The following is a 21,600-nucleotide window of genomic DNA, read 5'->3' on the forward strand; positions in this document are numbered from 1 at the left end:
AACCGATCTGCAGCACGACCGGAGAACGCGCATGTTTCATGAAATCCATCGTTGCCAGCATGATGATGCGCCGATGTTGGTACTCAGCTCCGGGTTGGGCGGGGCCAGCCGTTACTGGGCGGATGACCTGTCGACACTGACCCGCGATCACCATGTGCTGGTCTACGATCACGCCGGCACCGGACGCAGCCCTGCGGTGCTGCCGGCGGATTACTCGATCCGGCACATGGCCGTCGAACTGTTGAATCTGCTCGACACGCTGAACATCCAGCGTTGTCATTTCATGGGCCATGCACTGGGCGGTCTGGTCGGTCTGGAGCTGGCACTGTTGCGTCCTGCATTGCTGCAAAGCCAGGTCCTGATCAACGCCTGGAGCAGCCCGAATCCACACAGTGCGCGCTGCTTCTCCATCCGTAGACAACTGCTGTTGAACAGCGGGCCTGAGGCCTATGTGCAAGCTCAGGCGCTGTTCCTTTATCCGGCTGACTGGATCGCTGCCAACAGCGCCCGCCTGACCGAAGATGAAGCCCATGCACTGACGCATTTTCCCGACACCGATAACCTCCTGCGGCGTATCAATGCGCTGGAGACCTTCGATATCGAGGCGCAGCTGACGCGCATAAACACGCCGACACTGCTGATTGCCAACCGCGACGACATGCTGGTGCCATGGCAGCAATCCTTGCATCTGGCCGAGGCATTGCCAAACGCCAGGCTGGCATTGCTGGAATACGGCGGCCACGCCTCCAGCATCAGCAACCCGGCACCGTTTCGACGTGCCTTGCTCGATTTTCTCAACACTCGCTCTTGAAAGGATGCTCGCCATGCGCCCCCAGACCCAACCTCATGCCCAAAACCCGGACAGCCCTCTTTTGACCGCTGACAGTGCAGCGGTCAGCCAACAGGACTTTCGCAATGCGATGTCCAGCCTGGCAGCAGCAGTCAACGTCATTACCACCGACGGCCCCGAAGGACGGGCAGGATTTACCGCCACCGCCGTGTGCAGCGTGACGGATCAGCCACCCACGTTGCTGGTGTGTATCAACCGTTCGGCATCGGTATATGACACTTTTATCGGCAATGGAACGCTGTGCGTCAACACGCTGGATAACAGCCAGCAGGCACTGTCCAACCTGTTCGGCGGCAAGACCTCACAGGAGGAGCGTTTTGCCGCGGGTCAGTGGCACAGCGGCGTGACAGGCTCGCCCATCCTGGATGGCGCCAAACTGGCTCTCGACTGTCAGGTGAAGCAATCCGTCAGCGTCGGCACGCATGACATTCTGCTCTGCGAAGTCGTGGATATCAGACACCAGACTGAAACTGCCGCACTGGTTTATTTCGGGCGCCGATACCACTGCCTGTCAGGTGCGACGGCCACTGTTTGAACACAACAGGCGACGCTCAGATGTTTTCAATGCGTCAGAAAACCTTCAAACGAGCGTTTTCCTATCAATGTCACACAGCATCCGGCGAGTTGTTGACGCTCTATAAATAGACATGATTTTCACAGACAGCCCCGTATACTGGCATTACGAGATCAGGATGATCCTTGTCGCCAATCAGGTGAAATCATGTCGACCGATAAACCCGGCACGCTGCTTGCGTCAGCAAACACGCTGCCGCCCTCTAATAACCCTGGCCCGCGACCCCTGATGTCAATGCACACGGGTGACTGAGCATGTTAAAGAAAATCCCCGTCGACCAGCTTGCCCTGGGCATGCACATTCATAAATTCTGCCGCGCGTGGACCAACGATCCCTTCTGGATAGGCCTGGTCGAAGTGGTGCTTGAAGATGTGGAAGTGCTCAAGCGTATTCAGCAGTCAGACACACGGGAAGTCTGGATTGAAACCAGCAAATACCGCGTGATCAAAGGGCCTGTAGTGACCGCGCCAGCTTCAAATGACACCGCTCCGGTCAGTCTGGACAAGGAAGTGCTGCGCGCCCGGGCCATTTGCGGCAAAGCCAGAAATGCTGTCATGAACATGTTCACCGAAGCCCGCAAGGGCAGGTCGATGGACGTCGACGATGTACTGCTGCTGGTCGAGGAGATATCCAACTCCATTCTGCGCCATCCTCATGCGCTGATCAGCCTGTCACGGCTGAAAACATCCGACGAATACACCTACATGCATTCGGTGGCAGTCTGTGCACTGATGGTCGCACTCGCTCGGCGCATGGGCATGCCGGATGAACAGATACGCGAAGCAGGCGTAGCGGGACTGATGCACGATGTCGGCAAAATGATGATCGACCCGGAAGTGCTCAACAAGCCCGGCCGGCTGACGAGCGAGGAATTCGCAGTCATGAAAGCCCACCCGGAACTGGGCCTGAAAATCCTCAAGGAAAATCAGCCGGTGGCGCAAATGGTCATGGACGTATGCCTGCATCACCACGAAAAAGTCGACGGCTCAGGCTACCCGCATGGCCTGCAAGGCGATGAGATCAGCCTCTTTGCCCGGATGGGCGCGGTGTGCGATGTGTACGACGCCGTCACCTCCGACCGGCCTTACAAAAAAGGCTGGGGCGTCGCCCACTCGATTCGCGAAATGGCCTCGTGGAAAGGCCACTTCGATGACGTAGTGTTCCAGAGTTTCGTCAAAACCGTCGGCATCTATCCGATCGGCGCGCTGGTGCGACTGGAAAGCGGACGTCTGGGGGTCGTGATCGAGCAGAGTGAAAATTCCCTGCTGAAGCCGAAAGTAAAAGTGTTTATGTCCGCACACACGGGCAAAACCTTCGCAGCGCAGATTATCGACCTCGAAGACTCTGTCGAGCGCGATGCCATCGTGAAAATCGAATTGCCAGCCGATTGGGGGTTGGAGGACATCGATACGCTGTGGGCAGGCAATGCAGACTGATCGCCCTGCACACTCACCCCAGCAAACCCAGTGTCTTCGCCCTTGCCACCGCCTGAGTACGCCGCTCGACGCCCAGCTTGCTGTTGATGTGGCTGGCGTGGGTCTTGACGGTATGCAGGGAAATGAACAGTTGCTCGCTGATTTCCTGATTCGAGCAGCCTTCGGCAATCAGCTGCAGCACGCCCAGTTCCCGCACGCTCAGGCAATCGCTGCCATGCGCAGGCTCCAGTAATACGCGAGCAGCGCAGGCCGGGAGTTTTTCCAGCAAGGCATCGCGTACTGTGCCGGGCGGAGCCTGAAGCAGTTGTTCGTGCAGCCACTGGGCATGCTCGCCAAGCAGGACTCTGAACGGCAGCAGCGCACCGCCCGCCGCGACCGGCAAACTGCGCAGCAACAGAGCACGGGCCTCATCCTGCCGCGCCTGCCCCAGCAATAATCCGATCTGCTGGGTCATGGCGATCAGTCGCAACAACTGCGAACCGACAGCCTCAGCACGCCGTTCAAGCGCCTGCAAACGCCGTTCACTGGCATCGCCGTCGCCTTTCAATCGCTCAAGCACCGCACGCTGCAACTCAATATGCTGCGGCAATTGCGGATGACACTCAGGAGCCGCAGCGCCAAGGCCGCCGTTGCAGGTGTGGGTCAGTCGCAGCAACCAGGCCTCGGCCAAATCGATGCGCCCCTGCACCAGCCACAGCTCGCACTTCACCAGCGTGATCATGCCCAGGTAGTAAATCGGTGGCACGTCCCAGATATGCATCAGCCTTTCGGCTTCGGCGAGTTCGGCAAACGCTTCGGCAAAACGGCCAGCACAGCCCTCTATCGTGGCGATCACGCAGTGCCCGATCAGCACACTGATGTCACGGCAGGCGCGTGCTTCGGCCAGACCGGCAAGTAGCAGGGCCCGCCCTTCATCGACCTGCATGCGCAGGGTCAGCAGGTAGCCTTCATACAACGTCAGACGTGCGCGAACGGCGTACAGCCGGGCGCTGGACAAGCCCTTGAGACGCTGCTGACCCTGGCGCACTTCTTCAATCGCCCGCCTGACTTCGCCACGCGCCTGCAACGCTCTGGCCCGGTCATAATGCGCCAGTGCTTCGAACAGCGGATTGGCAACCCGCTGTGCCACTTCGAGCGCGTCGCGGTTCAGTACCTTGGCACGCCAGAGATCGCCGTTGGCAATCGCCAGGTTGGCCAGCGTCGACAGGCAGACCAGCCGCTGGCCGTAGCGCTTTTCCGGCAGCGTAAGCAGCGCCTCGCTACAACAGCGCTCGGTCTTTTCGCTGTCGCCCCGCCCACGTGCAATGATGCCGCTCAGCGCCAGCCATTGGGCGAGCATGGATTTCTGTGCAGTGGCAGACGGCGCGGGCAGGAACCGACTCAGCTGGCTGGCCAGTTCCTCCGCCGCGTCCAGCTGACAGGCCAGCCCCAGTGCCCATGCGTAGAGGACGATCAAGCGCGGCGTACTGGTCAGCAGCTCGTCCGGTAAGTCCATCTTCCAGCGCAGCAACATGCCGACATTCTGTTCGGCCAGCAATTGCTCCTCGGAAAGGTTCTGCACCAGATTGGCGGCAACATCCAGATGCCCGGCGCGCAAGGCCTGCTCGACTGCCTCGTCCAGCAAGCCCTGAGCGCTGAACCAGCGACAGGCGTTGAGGTGCAGACGGGTGGGTTGCGTTCCGGTCGCCTGGCGCGCGCGCAACAGGTCGGAGAACAGATGATGGTAACGAAACCAGCGGCCCTGTTCGTCCAGCGGCACCAGAAACACCTGATGCGCTTTCAGGTAACGCACCATGTCTTCGCTGTCGTGACTGTCACGGGCGGCGTCGCACAGCTCGAAGCAAAAACGCTCCAGGCACGCCGTGTCGTAAAGGAACGCCTGAACATCGGCAGGCAGACAGTCGAGGACTTCTTCGAGCAGGTATTCACGAATCAGTACTTCACTGCCGCGCAACGCCTGCGGCAAGGCGTTGCCATCACCCGCTTCGGCAGCCGCCAGCAGCCAGAATCGCAGCCCCGCCACCCAGCCTTCGCTGCGCACGATCAGTCGTTGCAGCGTCTCGCTGTCAAGCGAACGACCCGGCTGGTCCAGTACCGCGATGGATTCGGCCTGCGTCAGGCGCAGATCCTGCTCGCCGACTTCAAGCATCTGACGCGACAGACGCAGGCGCGACAGTTGCCAATCCGGCCGCTGGCGGCTGGTCACCATGACCACCAGCCCGACCGGCAGATGGTTGAGGAAAAACTGCAGACAGCGATCAAGTACCGGCCCCTGGGCCAGATGGTAGTCATCCAGAACAAGCAACAGCGGCTTGCTCAGCATCAGGTGCATGGCCAATTCGTCGAGCAAACCTTCAAGCCACTCGTCGAACACTGACGGCTGCTGCCGCTGACGCATTTTCAGCAGGCCCATCGCCTGGGCGCCCAGTTGCGGAAAGAACTGCTGAAGGCTGGCGAGCAGCCTTTCAAGGAAGCGGCCCGGATCACTGTCCCGAGTACTCAGCCCCAGCCATATATTCTGCCATTGGTCTGGCAAGCCCTGACAAAACTCCACCGCCAGCGAACTCTTGCCGAACCCGGCCGGAGCGCAGATCAACAGCAAACGACCGCTCAACCCGGCGTCGAGGCGCTGACACAGGCGGGCGCGTGGAACGTAGCCCTCCGGGAGCGGTGGACGAAAGAATCGCCCTTCTAGCGCAGGAATTGCGCTGTCTGCAAACCCTTGCATGCGGGACAGATCGGTCATGGCCGGCTCGTGTGAGAATCGTTGGTTCGGCATCGCGGTGCTCGGAGACTAGCGGGTAAATCTGCACCTTTGAAAGTCCATCACCGAAAAGACTGTAACAAAATTCCTACCGCTTATAAGCCGCCTGAACAGGCGCAAAAAAGCCCCATTCAAGGGGCTTTCATGCGAATCAACAGCTTATCGGCCTGCGGTAGGTATCAGCTGTCGCCACAGGCGTTTATCCAGTGCGTTCAACGCACGCCTTCCTGGCGTAACGCGTTGGGAGAGAAGTCGCTGGTACCCGCTGTGAAACCGAACTCGTAAGCCTTTTTCTCTTCGTTTTTCATGCCAAGGGCCACGTAGCGGCCGGATTGCAGGTCATACAGGGTTTCGACGGCATACCACGGCACTTGCTTGTCGTAATAATTTTCCGAATGCGCTTCGGCGACCCGCCACAGTTGACCACGCCCGTCGTAATGGTCGATCACTGCTGCCTGCCATGTGTCTTCGTCGATGAAAAAGTCGCGTTTGGCGTAGATATGCCGCTGGCCTTCCTTGAGCGTTGCAGTCACGTGCCAGACACGGCGCAGCTCGTAACGGGTCAGGTCCTGGTTGATATGCCCGGCCTTGATGATGTCGGCGTATTTCAGTGTCGGATCGTCCAGCTTGTGGCTGTTGGCGGCGATGTACATTTCCTGCTTGCCGATCAGCTTCCAGTCATAGCGATCCGGGGCGCCATTGTACATATCGAGGTTGTCGGAGGTCCGCAGACCATCGGACGCCGTACCAGGCCCGTCGTAGGACACCTGCGGCGCACGCCGCACACGACGCTGACCGGCGTTATACAGCCATGCCGAGCGAGGCTCCGCTACCTGATCGAGGGTTTCATGCACCAGCAGTACACCGCCTGCCAGCCGCGCCGGAGCCGTGACTTCCTGCTTGAAGTAGAACAACACGTTGCCCGGATTTTTCGGATCGAAATCCCTCATCTTGTCGCGGAACACGAACTGATCGGAGAAATACACCAGGCTGTAAGAGCCATTGGGCTGCGGCGTCGCCTGCGTGACCAGACGTTTCACGCTGCCACCCCGGTAACGGGTGATGTGGTTCCAGATGACTTCAACACCGCTGGCCGGAATCGGGAACGGGATGGCCGTGTCGAAATTCTCCAGACCGCTGCCGCCACCGACCAGTTTGGTGGTAGTCGCGTTTTTCCTGATCGCGGCGAACACTTCATCCGGCACCGTGGCGCCGCGATGAGTGGGGTAGACCGGAATCCGGTAACTGTCAGGGTAACGCTTGAACATCGCGTATTGACCGGGTGCCAGCTTGTCCTTGTACTGCTCGACGTTGGCCGCCGTAATAATGAACAGCGGCTTTTCACTGGCATATGGGTTGGCCAGGAACCCCTTGCTGTCGACCGCACCGGCAGTTTTCAGCATCGGGCTCCAGGCAGAAATCGTGTTGGCCGCGTTACCGGCTTTTTCCGCCCCCATTGGGGTCAGGGAGCTGCCCAGCTTTGCCGCTTCGGATGCGGAGACTGCCGCCATAACTCCGGTCGCCAGCAACGACATTCCCAGTACACCCGCTTGCAACAGACTTTTTGTTATTTTCATGTTCGTCGTCATCCTGAAAACATGTGCTTAGAAGTTCATGCCGAAGCTGAGCGCTACGAAATCCCGGTCGTCCACCGTGGTGTACTTGCCGTCGAAGAAGTTGGTGTAGGAGAGGTTTGCGGTGTAGGTGTTCTGGTACTCGGCATCAAGCCCCAGACTGACCGCCTTGCGACCCTCTTCGAAGTTGCCGCCAGGGCCGGGGGAATAGCCTTTGACGTCATGCGACCAGGCTATGCTCGGCTTGAGGTTGATCCCGGCGAATACGCTGTTGTAGTCCCAGATGGCGCGACCGCGATAACCCCACGAATTGGCCGTGGTAAAGCCGTCGTCTTCGCAATAGCGATTCAGGTTGTTCTGCTCTGCGCCGGTCAGCGTGCCTGCGTTGAGGGTCGCGCACTGGCCACCCGGCAGAGGACCGGGGCCATACACCGGGTCGCGGCCATAGCGGATTTTCGAGGTACTTTCGAGACCACCGACGTGTGTCCAGCCCACCTCGCCCACCAGGGTCAGCCGCTCTGCGCCCATGACCTGATCGAAAAACTGGGTGAACGTGGTTTGCAGCTGGGTAATTTCCTTGCGGCGATAACCTGCCTGGTCGGTGTTCGGTTGCCCACTCAACAGCGATACGTTGGGGTTGAGCGGGGAAATGCCCGAATACAGGATGTCAGTGGTGTTGACCTGAATCGGCGCGTTGGGACGGTAGCTGATCTCGCCACTCCATGCGGTGCCGGTAGGCAAGGTAGTCGAGAAGCTCAGACCGTACAGACGGATATCTTCGGGGTATTCGACGTAGTAACTGGAGTTGCCCGCCACGACGACCGGAAGCAGCGTTGGTGCAAGTTGCGTTGCGGTTGCGACCGGAATCCCGTTGCGAACCAGTGAACCCACCAGCCCCTGAGGACTGAAGGACGCGGCCGAACCACCGCGCCCGCTGAAAATCGGCGCACGGCTGTGGTAATTCATCATGTAGGCACCGAATTCGGTGTCCAGCGGCTCAAAGTTGTAGCGCATGGCAAAGCCGAACTGGCCACTGTCGCGCGCATCGCGATCAGGACCTCGCCGCACCACGGCGCCTTCATCCGGGTTGCCGAATACCACGCCCTGCTGTGACAGCGAGTTGAAAACCGCCCCGCGCGCACCGGCTGGCAGACCGGCAGCTGTCAGCGAATTGTTCAAACCGCTGCGGCTGCGCAGTACCGCGAGGTTGTTGTTGCAGCCGTCAGCGATCACGTCCGGTTGCGAAAAGAAGGTGCCGCAGTTGTCGACGACAGTCTGGTCCCATTCAAGCTGGTAGAAACCTTCGGCAGACAGATTGTCAGTCAGGTTCTGGGACACGTAGAACATGTTGACCGGAATCAGGCCTTCCTTGATTTCCGAACCTGGACGCCGAAAGGCCGAGACATCGACCGGGTTGACGCTGTTGATACCACCCTGAATAAAGGTACTTTCGCCCCAACTGATGACCTGCTTGCCGAAGCGTACTGCGCCCGGTTGATCCGCGATCGAGTAGTTGTGATAGACGAAGGCGTCGAGCAACTGGAACCCGGACGACTTGGCGCCTTCTTTACGGCCCGAGTCGCTGATGTCCTTGAACTCGCGATTTTCATCCTTGAGTTCGAAGTCGTACCAGTATTTGCCACGCAAAAACACACCGGTGTCGCCGTATTTCAGCTCCAGATCATGAATGCCCTTGAAGATCTTCGAAAACGTCTCCCCACGCTTGAAGTTCAAGTGACCGTCATCCGACGTCTGCGACAGACCCCGCCCGCCGTTGTTGGCCCCGATCAGGTTCTTGTCGGGGCTGGCGGTCGACCAACTGGCCCCCACTGACAGCGAGGAATCGAAACTGCCTTCGATTTCACCGACATTGAACGTCACGCCGAACGCCGGGCCGGCCAGTGACGAAGCAAGACTCACGGCCAGCGGCAGCTTTGCCCGCCGCCAGAACAGGGTTGTGGTAGTCATCGATGCTACTCCGTGTGTTTTATTGTTATGGCAGTGGGAAAATCCGGAAAACGATTCAGTCATCGAATCAACTCACACGCCAGGTCCGCGGTCACTCATTCCCTGTGGCGACTATAGCCAGCAGACTCCGCCCCTTGATCCCTCTAAAGGGTGATTTGCAGAACCAACGCCTCTGGCCCGCTCTTTTTCGAGCCGCTGCGCAAAAGTCAGGCGGGGAGAATGGCTGAAATAGAAAATTTGGCAAGTCGCAGAGCAGGACCGGCGACGCAGACGCTTGCCGTACCCGACAGGCACGGCAAGCGTCAATCATCAGAGCGTGGAGAGAAACGCGCTGTTGCTGTTTTGCCACTCGACGATATCCAGACGCATACGCTTTTTATCGAGCTTGCCGACACTGGTCTTGGGAATTTCAGTAACAAGCGCGATCTGGCGGGGAATGGCCCATTTGTTGATGTGACCATTAACGACAAAAGGCATGAGGTGTTCCTTCAATTCAGTCGCGTCGAACGGATGGCCTTCGCGAATCACCAGCAAGGCAAACGGCCGCTCGCCCCATTGCGGATCAGCGATACCGACCACAGCCACTTCGCGGACAGCAGGGTGGCGGCTGCACAGGTCTTCAAGCTCCAGTGACGAAATCCACTCACCACCGGTTTTGATGACATCCTTGATGCGGTCACGAATGTCGATGAACCCCATGTCGTCCAGAGTGGCCACATCGCCCGTATGCAGCCAGCCACCGGCCCACAATTCGGCGCCTTTCTCAGGCTCGCGAACATAGCTTTCGGTCAGCCAGGGCGCACGCAGCACCAGCTCGCCCTGGGTTTCGCCATCGGCTGGCAGAAAGTTGCCCTCCTGATCGATGATCGCCGCCTCGACCAGCATGCCGGGAACACCGGCCTTGATCCGGTAAGTGATGCGCTCGTCTTCGCTGCCGGCTTTCAGCTCTTCGTTGATGTGCGCCACGGAAATCAGCGGCCCGGTTTCCGACATGCCATAGGCGGCGGTGAGCTGGATACCCCTGGCCTTGGCCGCCTGATAGAGGGTGCGAGTCAGGGCGCTGCCGCCAATGATGATTTTCCAGCCGCCGAAATCCGCATCCTGCGCCCCTTTGGCGTTAAGCAGCATTTGCAGGATGGTCGGCACGCAATGCGAGAAGGTCACCTTCTCCCGGCGCCACAACTCCACCAGCATCTCGGGCTCGTAACGGCCGGGATAAACCTGTTTGAGCCCGAGCATGGTGGCGGCATACGGAATGCCCCAGGCATGCACATGAAACATTGGCGTGATGGGCATGTAGACGTCATCGGTGCCCAGCAGCCGGGTACTGTCAATGCACCCCATGATGGTCGCCACGCCCAGGGTGTGCAGCACCAGTTGACGATGGGTGAAATAGACCCCTTTGGGGTTGCCGGTGGTGCCCGTGGTGTAGAACGTGGTCGCGACCGAATTTTCGTCGAAGTCCTCGAACGCGTATTCGGGGCTGGCGGCCGCCAGCAATTCTTCGTATTCGCCGATCAGATTGGGCAGCTCGGCAGTCTTTTCCGCCTGATCGGTCAGTAACAGGGTTTTCTCGACCGTAGTCAGGTGCCCGGACATGGCCTGATACAGGCCGACGAACTCGCTATTCACCAGTACAAAGCGGTCATCGGCATGGTTGATGGTGTAGGCGATCTGTTCTGGAGACAGCCGGACGTTGACGGTGTGGATCACCGCGCCCAGCATCGGAATCGCAAACATGCATTCCAGATAGCGGTGGCTGTCCCAGTCCATGACGGCCACCGTATCCCCGGCCTTCACGCCTGCGGCGGTTAGCGCGTTGGCCAGGCGAGCGATACGTTCGTTGAGGGTCTGGTAGGTGTAGCGGACGGAATCACGGTAGACAATTTCACGCGTCTTTTCATAACGCCTGCCGGATAACAACAGGCGTTTTATTAACAGAGGGTACTGATAAGCGCCATCGGCAGGCGGAAGAACGCGAGTCTGTAACATATGAGTCCCTTTTCAAAGTCCACAGGCGAGGCCTGAAATATGGACGCTAGAGCCTTCTTCTGCCAGTAAAATCCCGTGAAATCAGCGTTGGGAATGCGGTGTCGACCGGCGCTCGCGGGGTAACTGGTCAGGTAGAAGCACTGCTAACCCGGGAATTTCAGCGCACCTCGGTCAGTGCGAGCTTGATGCCCAACGCGACCAGAACACCGCCCATGGCCCGGTCGAACCAGTGGCCCATGCGCGCAAAACCGGCGCGTACCCGTGCCTGACTGAACAATCGCGCCACCAGACAGAACCAGGCCGCCGTGGCCACCGCCAGGTACACGCCATACCCGGCCTGCACCGGCAGCGGGGTATGCGGGTTGATCACCACCGTGAACAGCGACAGGAAAAACAGCGTCGCCTTGGGGTTCAGGCCGTTGGTAACGAAACCACTGATGTAGGCGCCCCGAGCAGTGCGTTCGCCGGGCGCCTTGCTGATCGCCGCCTCGTCGCCCGCCGCAGCCGGTTTGGCGCGCAAGGCTTTGATACCGATGTACAGCAAATACGCAGCCGCCGCCCATTTCAGCGCGTTGAACAACACAATCGACTGAGAAACAATGATCCCGATCCCCAGCAGTGAATAGCCCACATGCAGGAAAATGGCCGAGCCGACACCCAGCGCTGACCAAGTGCCCGCCTTGCGGCCATGGGTCACGCTTTCCCGTACCACGACCGCGAAGTCCGGACCGGGACTGGCAACGGCCAGCAGGTGAATCAGAGCAACGGTGAGAAATTCTGCCAAGTACATGTGAGACCTCATGGAGGGTTGACGTTGGACCTGGCAGGTTACGCCGTCTGATGCCTTCGCAAAAGGTGCCGGCATCTTTGCGACGCAGAGCGTCGTGAACTGCATTCTCACGCGGAGCGTGCGGAACGATAATCTCAACTATCGTGCGACGCTCCGCGTCGGCATGCCGTTCTGGACGCTCCGCGTCCTCTTTGCGACGCAGAGCGTCTAGAGCTACGTTCTCACAGGAACGAGAGTCGTCCTGACGAACGTCTCTCGTGTCGCTGCTACGCGTTTCAGCAGGCGGCTTTCTGCTGTGCATCCAGACGACGCAGGCTACGGACCTTGTTCAAGGTGTCCGCGCAGGTCTTCGCCGCTTCTTCGCCTTTGTGCACGAAGTGATTGAAAAAGAACTTCTGATGCTCTTCGCCCGAATGAAAATGGTGCGGTGTCAGGACCACGGAGAAGACCGGTACTTCGGTTTCCAGCTGGACCTGCATCAACGCGCTGACCACGGACTGCGCGACGAATTCGTGGCGGTAGATACCACCGTCCACCACCAGTGCGGCACCGACGATGCCCGCATAGCGACCGCTATTGGCGAGGAGTTTTGCGTGCAGCGGAATTTCAAAAGCACCACCGACTTCAAAGATGTCGATGTCACTTTCGGCGTAGCCCTGATTGGCCATTTCGGCGATGAAACTTTTACGGCTCTGGTCGACGATATCTTTGTGCCAGCAGGCCTGGATGAAAGCGACGCGTTCGTTCGAATGGTTTTTGCTTTTGCTGTCAATTGCGGTTGGTTGCACGTGTTCTGACTCCTGTTTATGAAAAAAACAGGGCATTTGGATCGAAAGGGATTCAAGTCGCGTAGGAAAGCCTCCTGAACGATGTCGTTCATGATGAGGTTTTGCAGACGTTCTTGCAGACACCAATCCCGCTCTCTCTTCATCCGGACTATGACCGTCGGCCCCGGAATCACACCGGGTCTGCTGACCTTGCAGATCGCCCGCCAAAGCTGCGACCTGCAAGCGCTCGCGGGCTAGACACATTGCGCGCCATTACCGCCGGTGGGGAGTTGCACCCCGCCCTGAGAACGTTGCCGTCACTTTACGTGGCCGGCGGGGGATTTTTATCACAGATCAATCAATCATGCATGGACACTTTCGTACGGTACACCTACCTTTTTCATCTAAGGAAACAGCGTATCGGCAGTCGTAGCGCTTGATTATCATGTATGCCGGCTCAAGTAATGCCTTGTTGCAAGCCAAAGGTTGCATGCATTATCGATTTTCAATTTCAGGGAGCTTTTTCGTGACCGTCATCGATCTGCGCAGCGACACAGTGACTCTGCCCACGGCGGGCATGCTCGACGCCATGGCCCATGCGCCTGTAGGCGATGATGTTTATGGTGAGGACCCGACGGTCAATCTGCTCGAAGCAACTCTCGCCGAGCGTCTCGGGTTTGACGCCGCACTGTTCGTGCCTTCCGGCACCATGAGCAATCTGCTGGCGCTGATGGCGCACTGTGAGCGCGGCGACGAATACATCGTCGGCCAGCAGGCGCATACCTACAAGTACGAAGGTGGCGGCGCGGCGGTGCTGGGTTCGATCCAGCCGCAGCCGCTTGAAGTGCAGGCTGATGGTTCGCTTGACCTTCAGCAAGTGTGCGACTTCATTAAACCCGACGACATTCACTTTGCCCGCACACGGCTGTTGGCACTGGAAAACACCATGCAGGGCAAAGTGCTGCCTCAGGCTTACCTCGCCGCTGCGCGCAAACTCACGCTGGATAAGGGCATCGCGCTGCATCTGGACGGTGCCAGGCTGTATAACGCAGTGGTGAAGCTGGGCGTCGATGCGCGCGAGATCACCAGGCACTTCGATTCAGTGTCCGTGTGCCTGTCCAAGGGCCTGGGTGCGCCGGTCGGTTCGGTGCTGTGCGGATCGCAGGCGCTGATCGCCAAGGCGCGTCGCCTGCGTAAAATGGTTGGCGGCGGCATGCGTCAGGCCGGCAGCCTCGCAGCCGCCGGGCTCTACGCACTGGATCATCAGGTCGAGCGACTGGCGGACGATCATGCCAACGCAGCGTTTCTGGCCAAGGGCCTGAGCGAACTGGGTTACAGCGTCGAGCCGGTGCAGACCAACATGGTCTATGTGCAGGTCGGGGAGCGCGCCGCCGCGCTCAAGGCCTTTTGCGCCGAGCGTGGCATCCTGCTCACTGCTGCGCCGAGGCTGCGCATGGTCACCCACCTGAATGTCTCGCGTGCTCAGACAGAGCAGGTGGTCGAAGCATTCGCAGCGTTTGAACACTCATGACATGCCGATAATCCAGTTACTTGTTTCTATCGCACAAACACACTGTACCGAGGGCGCAACGCCTATATAATGCGGCCCTTTGCCGTCGCTACGTCATTTGACGTTTTGCACTTGCCTCTGGCCGCAGTCTCCGTGGAAGAACCTATGAAAAGCGCAGAAATCCGTGAAGCCTTCCTTGGCTTCTTCGAAGAGCAAGGCCACACCCGTGTCGCTTCAAGCTCCTTGATTCCGGGCAACGACCCAACCCTGCTGTTCACCAACGCAGGCATGAACCAGTTCAAGGATTGCTTCCTGGGCCAGGAAAAACGCGCCTACACCCGCGCTGTCACCAGTCAGAAATGCGTGCGCGCCGGTGGCAAGCACAACGACCTGGAAAACGTCGGCTATACCGCTCGTCACCACACTTTTTTCGAAATGCTGGGCAACTTCAGCTTCGGTGACTATTTCAAGCGTGATGCCATTACCTACGCCTGGACCTTTCTGACCTCCGAAAAGTGGCTGAACCTGCCCAAGGAAAAGCTTTGGGTCACGGTCTACGCGACTGACGACGAAGCCTACGACATCTGGACCAAAGAGGTCGGCGTGCCTGCCGAGCGCATGGTTCGCATCGGCGACAACAAAGGCGCGCCTTACGCTTCCGACAACTTCTGGACCATGGGTGATACCGGCCCGTGCGGTCCTTGCAGCGAGATATTCTTCGATCACGGCCCGGAAATCTGGGGCGGCCCGCCGGGTTCGCCGGAAGAGGATGGCGACCGTTACATCGAAATCTGGAACAACGTGTTCATGCAGTTCAACCGCACCGCAGACGGCGTGCTGCACCCGCTGCCAGCGCCGTCGGTGGACACCGGTATGGGCCTGGAGCGTGTCAGTGCCGTCCTGCAGCACGTGCATTCCAACTACGAAATCGACCTCTTCCAGAGCCTGCTGGCTGCGTCAGCCAAGGCCATCGGTTGCAGCAACGACAATCAGGCCTCGCTGAAGGTTGTGGCTGACCACATCCGCTCGTGCGGCTTCCTGATCGCTGATGGCGTGCTGCCTTCCAACGAAGGCCGCGGCTACGTGCTGCGCCGTATCATTCGGCGCGCCTGCCGTCATGGCAACAAACTGGGTGCCAAGGGCAGCTTCTTCTATCAGATCGTAGCGGCACTGGTCGCCGAAATGGGCTCGGCATTCCCTGAGCTGGTGCAACAACAGTCGCACATTGAGCGCGTCCTCAAAGGCGAAGAAGAGCAGTTCGCCAAGACCCTGGAACAGGGTTTGAAGATCCTTGAGCAGGATCTGGCCGAGCTGAAAGGCACCGTGGTGCCCGGCGAAGTCGTGTTCAAGCTGTATGACACTTACGGTTTCCCGATGGACCTGACCGGTGACATCGCCCGTGAACGTAATCTGACACTGGACGAAGAAGGCTTCGAGCGCGAAATGGACGCTCAGCGCGTGCGCGCTCGTTCGGCCAGCTCGTTCGGTATGGACTACAACAGCCTGGTAAAGGTCGATGTGGCCACTCAGTTCACCGGCTATTCGGCGACCACCGGCAGTGCCACAGTCGTTGCTCTGTACAAGGAAGGTCAGTCCGTCACGCACCTGAACGAAGGTGAGGAGGGCGTTGTGATCCTCGACATCACGCCGTTCTATGCCGAATCGGGTGGCCAGATCGGCGACAGCGGCTTCCTGCTGGCTGGCGAAGCGCGCTTTGACGTCAGCGACACCACCAAGACCGGCGGCGCATTCCTGCACCACGGCGTTGTGGCGTCCGGCAGCCTGAGCGTTGGTGCGCAGGTTGAAACACAGGTGGCTGATGAAGTCCGCGATGCAACCAAATTGAACCATTCGGCCACTCACTTGCTGCACGCCGCATTGCGTCAGGTACTGGGTGAGCACGTTCAGCAGAAAGGCTCGCTGGTCGACAGTCAGCGTCTGCGTTTCGACTTCAGCCACTTCGAGGCCATCAAGCCTGAGCAATTGCGTGCGCTGGAAGATATCGTCAACGCCGAGATTCGCAAGAACACGCCAGTGGTTACCGAAGAAACCGACATCGAAACCGCCAGAAAGAAAGGCGCCATGGCGCTGTTTGGCGAGAAGTACGGCGACAGCGTTCGTGTGCTGAGCATGGGCGGCGAGTTTTCCGTCGAGCTGTGTGGTGGCATTCACGCCAACCGCACCGGTGACATCGCGCTGTTCAAGATCGTCAGTGAAGGTGGCGTTGCTGCCGGCGTGCGCCGTATCGAAGCGGTGACCGGTGCTGCGGCACTCGCCTGGCTGAATTCGGCGGAAGATCAACTCAAGGAAGCCGCGACGCTGGTCAAAGGCAATCGCGACAACCTGCTGGACAAGCTGACAGCTGTGCTTGAGCGCAACCGTCTGCTGGAAAAGCAACTGGAACAACTGCAAGCCAAGGCAGCCAGTGCCGCCGGTGACGATCTGTCGTCGGCTGCGCAGGATGTCAAAGGGGTCAAGGTTCTGGCCACGCGCCTGGATGGTCAGGACGGCAAGGCGCTTCTGGCGCTTGTCGACTCCCACGCCGGAGCGTGCGGAACGAGAATCTTGTAACGCTTGTGCCAATGCTCTGCGTTGGCCTGCCGTTCTCGATGCTTTGCGCCTGACGCTGTGGCACGCCGAAACATCCTGCACAAAAATACCCCGCCGCTGTCACCCAAGCGTAACGAAGCGCCTGCATTGTGTGGCTCCTCAAGAAACGGACTTCACTCTTTTTGGAGCTTGTCATGCTGCACGCAAAAAATCAGGATCGCCTTTATCTCATGGCCCAGAGCGATGAGCAGCAGGAGTTGATCGATGGCCTGGCCTTCAACGTTCAGGACCGCCACTGGCTGGTCTATTGCGCACTGGGCGGACATGTTCATCACGACCTGCCGGACCTGGATCAGGACACCGGCTTCAGTTTTCTGGAGTTCTATCAGCAGGCAGCCTGAGCCGGACCGCTATTGCCCGGCGGCCAACCACCAGAAAACAAAAAGCCCGGCCTCTTCAACAGGGGCCGGGCTTTTTAATGACCGCTGGGTTTACTGCGACAGGGTCGAACCGATGGTCGCGTCCTGGAAGACGCGGGTCAGCGCGTCGCTCAACACGTCACTGACCAGCTTGGTGTTGGTTTCCTGGTTCGGCGCCATGCCGAAACGCTGGTCCAGCGATGCTGCGTAACGACCGCTGTAGGTACGGCCGTTGTTGCGCACGTCAGCACGGAATGTCGAGCTGATGGTGGCTTCGGTCACGTACAGGCCTTCTTTCGGCGACTGGTACTTCAGGTCCGCCAGCGTGACCGTCAACTGTGGAGCGTTGCCGCTCTGAGTCGGAGTGAAGCCCAGCAGACGCACTGCCGCTTCAGCCTGAGCCTGCAATTTCGGAACGATGTCAGCACCGTTGACGCTGATGGCGCTGGTTTCCGGGTACATGCCACCCCGCGTACCCAGCGTCGGACCAGGACGGCCGTCAACCACGCGCACAACCACAGGCTGACCACGACCAACCGGAGCAAGCTGTGCGTTGATCTTGGGGGTAGGACTCAATTGTTGTGGACTGTGGGCGCAGCCCACCAGGGTCAAACTGCTTACAGCAAGCAAACCGAACAAAATGCGACGCAGCATGCTCATTTCTCCATGGGCCAGACACTGAATGTGCAGCAGTATAGCGGCGGGCGTGACCCGCCCACCAGTAGCCAGTGGCCGCTGAACCGCCATCCGTTGAGGTTGCGCAATGTAATCAGGGCGTAACATCAGCGCGGCAGACTCGCTCCCATCGCACAGGCACTCATCCACGTCATAGGAGCTGCGCCATGAATCTGTTCCAGTCCTTGTTCTCGGCACGCCGCCAATTCCGCCATTACGCACGCGTTGATCAGGCCGGCATCTGCCGTGCATTCAAGCACTCTGCCCAGCGCCCATCCGGTGTCGAGTGGGTCGAAGTGACCGAACAACGACTGGCCTGGTTGAATCAGCCATTGCCCGCCAGCGCACGCGCGGCGCAGCCTCGCATGCGCTCGACTCGCGGCCAGTTGCTCACCGCCTGACCCGATGGCGAATAAAAGTCATTTAAACCGATCAATTCCTGTCATTTCATCGCTATAATCTCCCCCCGATTATAAGGACGTCTCCTGATCGGGCCTCGCAGCATCGCTAATCCTCGTATTAGCTCCTTCGTACTGCCCACAGAGAGCCGCCCACACAGGTCATTTGCGCACGGGTGTGCTCGATGAATGGTGCAGAATGCTCGAATCGTATCGAACCTTTCTCGCCTGACAGCGCCTCACTCTTTATGCACCTGACCTGCCAGCGCTGTCATCGCAGCCATTTTGAGGTTTGGTTCACGTTCCCAAAAGGACGTGAAAAACGGGTTTCACTACTTCACAAGAGTGTGGCGAGCAAATGAATAGGTACGCGTTTGTAAATGCACCATCAGTGTCTGAACCGGCCCTTTTGCACAGGACTGACCGCAGCTGCGCCTCCATCACCGGAGCCTGAAGCCGTCGTCGGAGCCTTTGCGATAGCAGGCTCCCTGACGATGGTCGAATGGCCCTGCGGGCTTGAAAATGCGTTCATGCTGGCCTGATGAACCATGACTGAGCCTGACCGGGACCTGCGCTTTGGAAGCGAAGAATTGCGAAGAATCGGACAGGCGATCCTGGCCGGGAAATGAGGGCACAACCTTGATCCACGCCCCGCACACCCGGCCATCAGCCTCAGGATCGTATGCCGTCAATTTGGTGCTGCAGATTTTGGAGACGCGTTAATGGCGCATAACGAAGCAGTCGACGTAGTACTGGTCGGAGCGGGCATCATGAGTGCCACGCTGGCGGTATTGCTCAAAGAGCTCGACCCCGGCCTCAAGCTGGAAGTCGTTGAGCTAATGGATTCCGGCGCTGCGGAGAGTTCCAACCCGTGGAACAACGCCGGCACCGGTCATGCCGGTCTGTGCGAGCTGAACTACACACCGCCCGCCGCCGATGGCTCCATCGACATCAAGAAAGCCGTGCACATCAACACCCAGTTCGAGGTCTCGAAGCAGTTCTGGGCCTACCTGGCACGCAAGGGCACCTTCGGTTCGGCGAAGTCGTTTATCAATCAGGTCCCGCACCTGAGCTTCGTGCAGGGCGAAAAAGGCATCTCGTTCCTCAAGACCCGTTTCGAGGCGATGAGCAAACATCACGCGTTCTCTTCGATGGAGTACACCGAAGACAAGGCCAGGCTGGCCGAGTGGATGCCGCTGATGATGCCCGGGCGTCCGGCCGACGAAAAAATCGCGGCAACGCGCATGATGAACGGCACTGACGTCAATTTCGGTGCGCTGACCAATCAATTGCTCACTCACCTCTCGCGCTCTGCGGACGCACAGATCAAGTACCGCAGCCGTGTTACTAACCTCACCCGCAAGGGTGCTGGCTGGACCGTGACCGTCAAGGACGTGAACGGCGGCGGCACGCGTGAGATCGACGCAAAATTCGTGTTTCTCGGTGCAGGTGGCGCAGCATTGCCGCTTTTGCAGCTTTCGGGTATCGAAGAAAGCAAAGGGTTTGGCGGCTTCCCGGTCAGCGGCCAGTGGCTGCGTTGCGACAACCCGGAAGTGGTCCGGCACCATCAGGCCAAGGTCTACAGCCAGGCAGCGGTTGGTTCCCCACCGATGTCGGTGCCGCACCTGGACACCCGTGTGGTCGACGGCAAGAAATCCCTGCTGTTCGGACCTTATGCCGGTTTCACTACCAAATTTCTGAAACACGGTTCGTTCCTCGACCTGCCGCTGTCTGTGCGTATAGCCAACATCAAGCCGATGCTGGCCGTGGCACGCGACAACATGGACCTGACAAAGTACCTGGTCAGCGAAGTGATGCAGTCGATGGAGCAACGTCTGGAATCATTGCGTCGCTTTTATCCGCAGGCAAAAGCCGAAGACTGGCGTCTGGAAGTCGCGGGTCAGCGGGTGCAGATCATCAAGAAAGATCCGAAAAAAGGCGGTGTTCTGCAATTCGGCACCGAGCTGGTTTCTGCGCAGGACGGCTCGCTGGCCGCGCTGCTCGGCGCTTCGCCAGGTGCTTCGGTGACGGTATCGATCATGCTGGAGCTGCTTGAGCGCTGCTTCCCGGAAAAAACCCGTACTGAATGGGCGGCAAAACTCAACGAGATTTTCCCGGCTCGCGAGAAGATTCTGGAAACCGATGCGCAGCTCTACGAACGCATCAGCAGTCAGAACGACGAGGCTCTGGAACTGGTCGAGAAGAGCAATCAGGAACAGACGTTTGCCTGATGACTTCTGCTGTGTGAACAGACTGTAAAAACCATACGCTGTAAAAACCAAAAGCCCCGTGAGCTCTTTCAAGCCACGGGGCTTTTTATCAGCGCCCGTCAGAGGCTTTTCGACAGCACCGCGATATGTTCCGGGCCAATCCCGCAGCAACCGCCAATGTGCGTGGCACCGCGCTTGACCCAGTCCGCCGCCCACTGCTGGTAGCCCTGCGGGTCGAGATCTTCACGCAACTCGTCCAGACCGTCATTGGCCTTGGCATCCTTGGGCTGCGGCGGGAAAGCGTTGGCGTAAGCGCCAATGGCGATATCGACCCCCAACGATTCAAATACCTCACGCGCTGCATCGATCGCACCACCAATCACTTCCGGCTGGCTGCAGTTGAACAGCAGCGTCGCAACGCCCATCTCGGCCGCAGCCCTTGCCGCGTCGGCAACCGGCTCGCCGGAACGCAGGCGCGGAACCGCGTCGGTGTCTTCATCCTGCAAGGTAAATGACAACCAGAACGGCTTGCCGTCAACCGGCAGACCGGCGCGAATGGTCTGCGCTTCGAGGATGCAGCTCTGTGTTTCGGCCAGCCACAGGTCGACATAAGGCGACAAACCGGCAACCAGCGGTTTCAGCACATCGGCCGCCAGCTCAGGTTGGTACAGGTCCGGGCGATAGGAGCCGAACAGCGGCGGGATCGAACCGGCCACGCGCGCACGACTGCCCGAGGCATCGGCTGCCCCACGTGCCAGTTGCCCGGCCAGTGCTGCCAACGCCTGACCTTCACGCGCGAAGCGCTCTTCGCCAATGTGAAACGGTACAACCGCATAACTGTTGCTGGTAATGACCTGAGCGCCACTTTCGATATAAGCGGCGTGTACTGCACTGACCGCCTCAGGCGCTTCGCTCAACGCCAGCGCCGACCATTCGGGCTGACGAAACGGCGCACCGCGACGCTGTAGTTCGCGGCCCATGCCGCCATCGAGAATTACAGTTGTGCCTTGGGTCATATGTGATCTGCTTATATGTATATGAAAAAAACTCATTATGAGTCAGTCTTGTATACCGTATTTAATACGTCCCCTCACTCAAACCACAAACACTTTTTCAGGGGTCA

The 21,600-nt window shown here is 58.9% G+C and carries 15 protein-coding genes, 1 pseudogene and 1 riboswitch; of the genes and pseudogenes, 8 read left to right on the forward strand and 8 right to left on the reverse strand.

The genetic code is table 11. The features are described 5' to 3' along the window. Window positions 1-31 precede the first annotated feature (31 nt). The 3 genes from rutD to N018_RS20265 all read left to right on the forward strand — a co-directional run bounded on the left by rutD (window position 32) and on the right by N018_RS20265 (window position 2,860). Entirely contained in the window at window positions 32-811 is a 780-nt protein-coding gene (gene rutD / locus N018_RS20255) for a pyrimidine utilization protein D (protein ID WP_024647354.1), read from the forward strand. Between the two features lie 13 nt (window positions 812-824). Then, a complete protein-coding gene (gene rutF, locus N018_RS20260) occupies window positions 825-1,385 on the forward strand; it encodes an NADH-dependent FMN reductase RutF (RefSeq protein WP_025390580.1) in 561 nt (186 codons plus the stop codon). 293 nt (window positions 1,386-1,678) lie between these two features. Further along, a complete protein-coding gene (locus N018_RS20265) occupies window positions 1,679-2,860 on the forward strand; it encodes an HD-GYP domain-containing protein (RefSeq protein WP_025390581.1) in 1,182 nt (393 codons plus the stop codon). Between the two features lie 13 nt (window positions 2,861-2,873). Here N018_RS20265 and N018_RS20270 read toward each other — a convergent pair whose 3' ends face one another. From N018_RS20270 to N018_RS20295, 6 genes are all read right to left on the reverse strand, one after another. Next, window positions 2,874-5,606, reverse strand: coding sequence for a LuxR C-terminal-related transcriptional regulator (locus tag N018_RS20270; protein WP_025390582.1), 2,733 nt, complete (start codon window positions 5,604-5,606; stop codon window positions 2,874-2,876). Window positions 5,607-5,836: 230 nt separating this feature from the next. Beyond that, entirely contained in the window at window positions 5,837-7,201 is a 1,365-nt protein-coding gene (locus tag N018_RS20275; protein ID WP_025390583.1) for a DUF1329 domain-containing protein, read from the reverse strand. 27 nt (window positions 7,202-7,228) lie between these two features. Beyond that, window positions 7,229-9,166 carry a DUF1302 domain-containing protein gene (locus N018_RS20280; RefSeq protein ID WP_024647359.1) on the reverse strand — a complete coding sequence of 646 codons (1,938 nt, stop codon included), beginning with the start codon at window positions 9,164-9,166 and terminating at the stop codon, window positions 7,229-7,231. A gap of 309 nt (window positions 9,167-9,475) precedes the next feature. Then, window positions 9,476-11,158: a fatty acid--CoA ligase gene (locus N018_RS20285; RefSeq protein WP_025390584.1), complete on the reverse strand. Its 1,683-nt coding sequence runs from the start codon at window positions 11,156-11,158 to the stop codon at window positions 9,476-9,478. Between the two features lie 157 nt (window positions 11,159-11,315). Beyond that, window positions 11,316-11,948 (reverse strand): LysE family translocator, encoded by a 633-nt coding sequence (locus tag N018_RS20290; RefSeq protein WP_025390585.1) that lies wholly within the window; start codon window positions 11,946-11,948, stop codon window positions 11,316-11,318. A gap of 275 nt (window positions 11,949-12,223) precedes the next feature. Beyond that, window positions 12,224-12,736 (reverse strand): 6,7-dimethyl-8-ribityllumazine synthase, encoded by a 513-nt coding sequence (locus N018_RS20295; protein ID WP_025389239.1) that lies wholly within the window; start codon window positions 12,734-12,736, stop codon window positions 12,224-12,226. A gap of 126 nt (window positions 12,737-12,862) precedes the next feature. Next, window positions 12,863-13,029: riboswitch (FMN riboswitch) on the reverse strand. Window positions 13,030-13,241: 212 nt separating this feature from the next. Here N018_RS20295 and ltaE point away from each other — a divergent pair. The 3 genes and pseudogenes from ltaE (at window position 13,242) to N018_RS20310 (ending at window position 17,176) form a co-directional block, all read left to right on the forward strand. Continuing rightward, window positions 13,242-14,246 (forward strand): low-specificity L-threonine aldolase, encoded by a 1,005-nt coding sequence (gene ltaE, locus N018_RS20300; RefSeq protein ID WP_025389240.1) that lies wholly within the window; start codon window positions 13,242-13,244, stop codon window positions 14,244-14,246. A 144-nt stretch (window positions 14,247-14,390) separates the two neighbouring features. Then, window positions 14,391-16,793 (forward strand): annotated as a pseudogene (alaS, locus tag N018_RS20305) (alanine--tRNA ligase); the annotation flags it as partial. A gap of 176 nt (window positions 16,794-16,969) precedes the next feature. Further along, window positions 16,970-17,176: a hypothetical protein gene (locus N018_RS20310; RefSeq protein ID WP_024643627.1), complete on the forward strand. Its 207-nt coding sequence runs from the start codon at window positions 16,970-16,972 to the stop codon at window positions 17,174-17,176. Between the two features lie 90 nt (window positions 17,177-17,266). On the opposite strand, the gene N018_RS20315 is transcribed toward N018_RS20310, so the two are convergent. Then, window positions 17,267-17,848 (reverse strand): YajG family lipoprotein, encoded by a 582-nt coding sequence (locus N018_RS20315; protein WP_024643628.1) that lies wholly within the window; start codon window positions 17,846-17,848, stop codon window positions 17,267-17,269. Between the two features lie 188 nt (window positions 17,849-18,036). Between N018_RS20315 and N018_RS20320 the strand changes: the two genes are divergently transcribed. Together N018_RS20320 and mqo are read left to right on the forward strand one after the other, a co-directional pair. After that, a complete protein-coding gene (locus N018_RS20320; protein ID WP_024643629.1) occupies window positions 18,037-18,270 on the forward strand; it encodes a hypothetical protein in 234 nt (77 codons plus the stop codon). Between the two features lie 719 nt (window positions 18,271-18,989). Continuing rightward, window positions 18,990-20,498 carry a malate dehydrogenase (quinone) gene (gene mqo / locus N018_RS20325; RefSeq protein ID WP_024643630.1) on the forward strand — a complete coding sequence of 503 codons (1,509 nt, stop codon included), beginning with the start codon at window positions 18,990-18,992 and terminating at the stop codon, window positions 20,496-20,498. 98 nt (window positions 20,499-20,596) lie between these two features. On the opposite strand, the gene N018_RS20330 is transcribed toward mqo, so the two are convergent. Further along, window positions 20,597-21,493 carry a homocysteine S-methyltransferase family protein gene (locus N018_RS20330; protein ID WP_025390587.1) on the reverse strand — a complete coding sequence of 299 codons (897 nt, stop codon included), beginning with the start codon at window positions 21,491-21,493 and terminating at the stop codon, window positions 20,597-20,599. Between the last annotated feature and the right edge of the window lie 107 nt (window positions 21,494-21,600).

Origin of the sequence: Pseudomonas syringae CC1557, assembly GCF_000452705.1 — a bacterium.
Taxonomy (GTDB): domain Bacteria; phylum Pseudomonadota; class Gammaproteobacteria; order Pseudomonadales; family Pseudomonadaceae; genus Aquipseudomonas; species Aquipseudomonas syringae_F.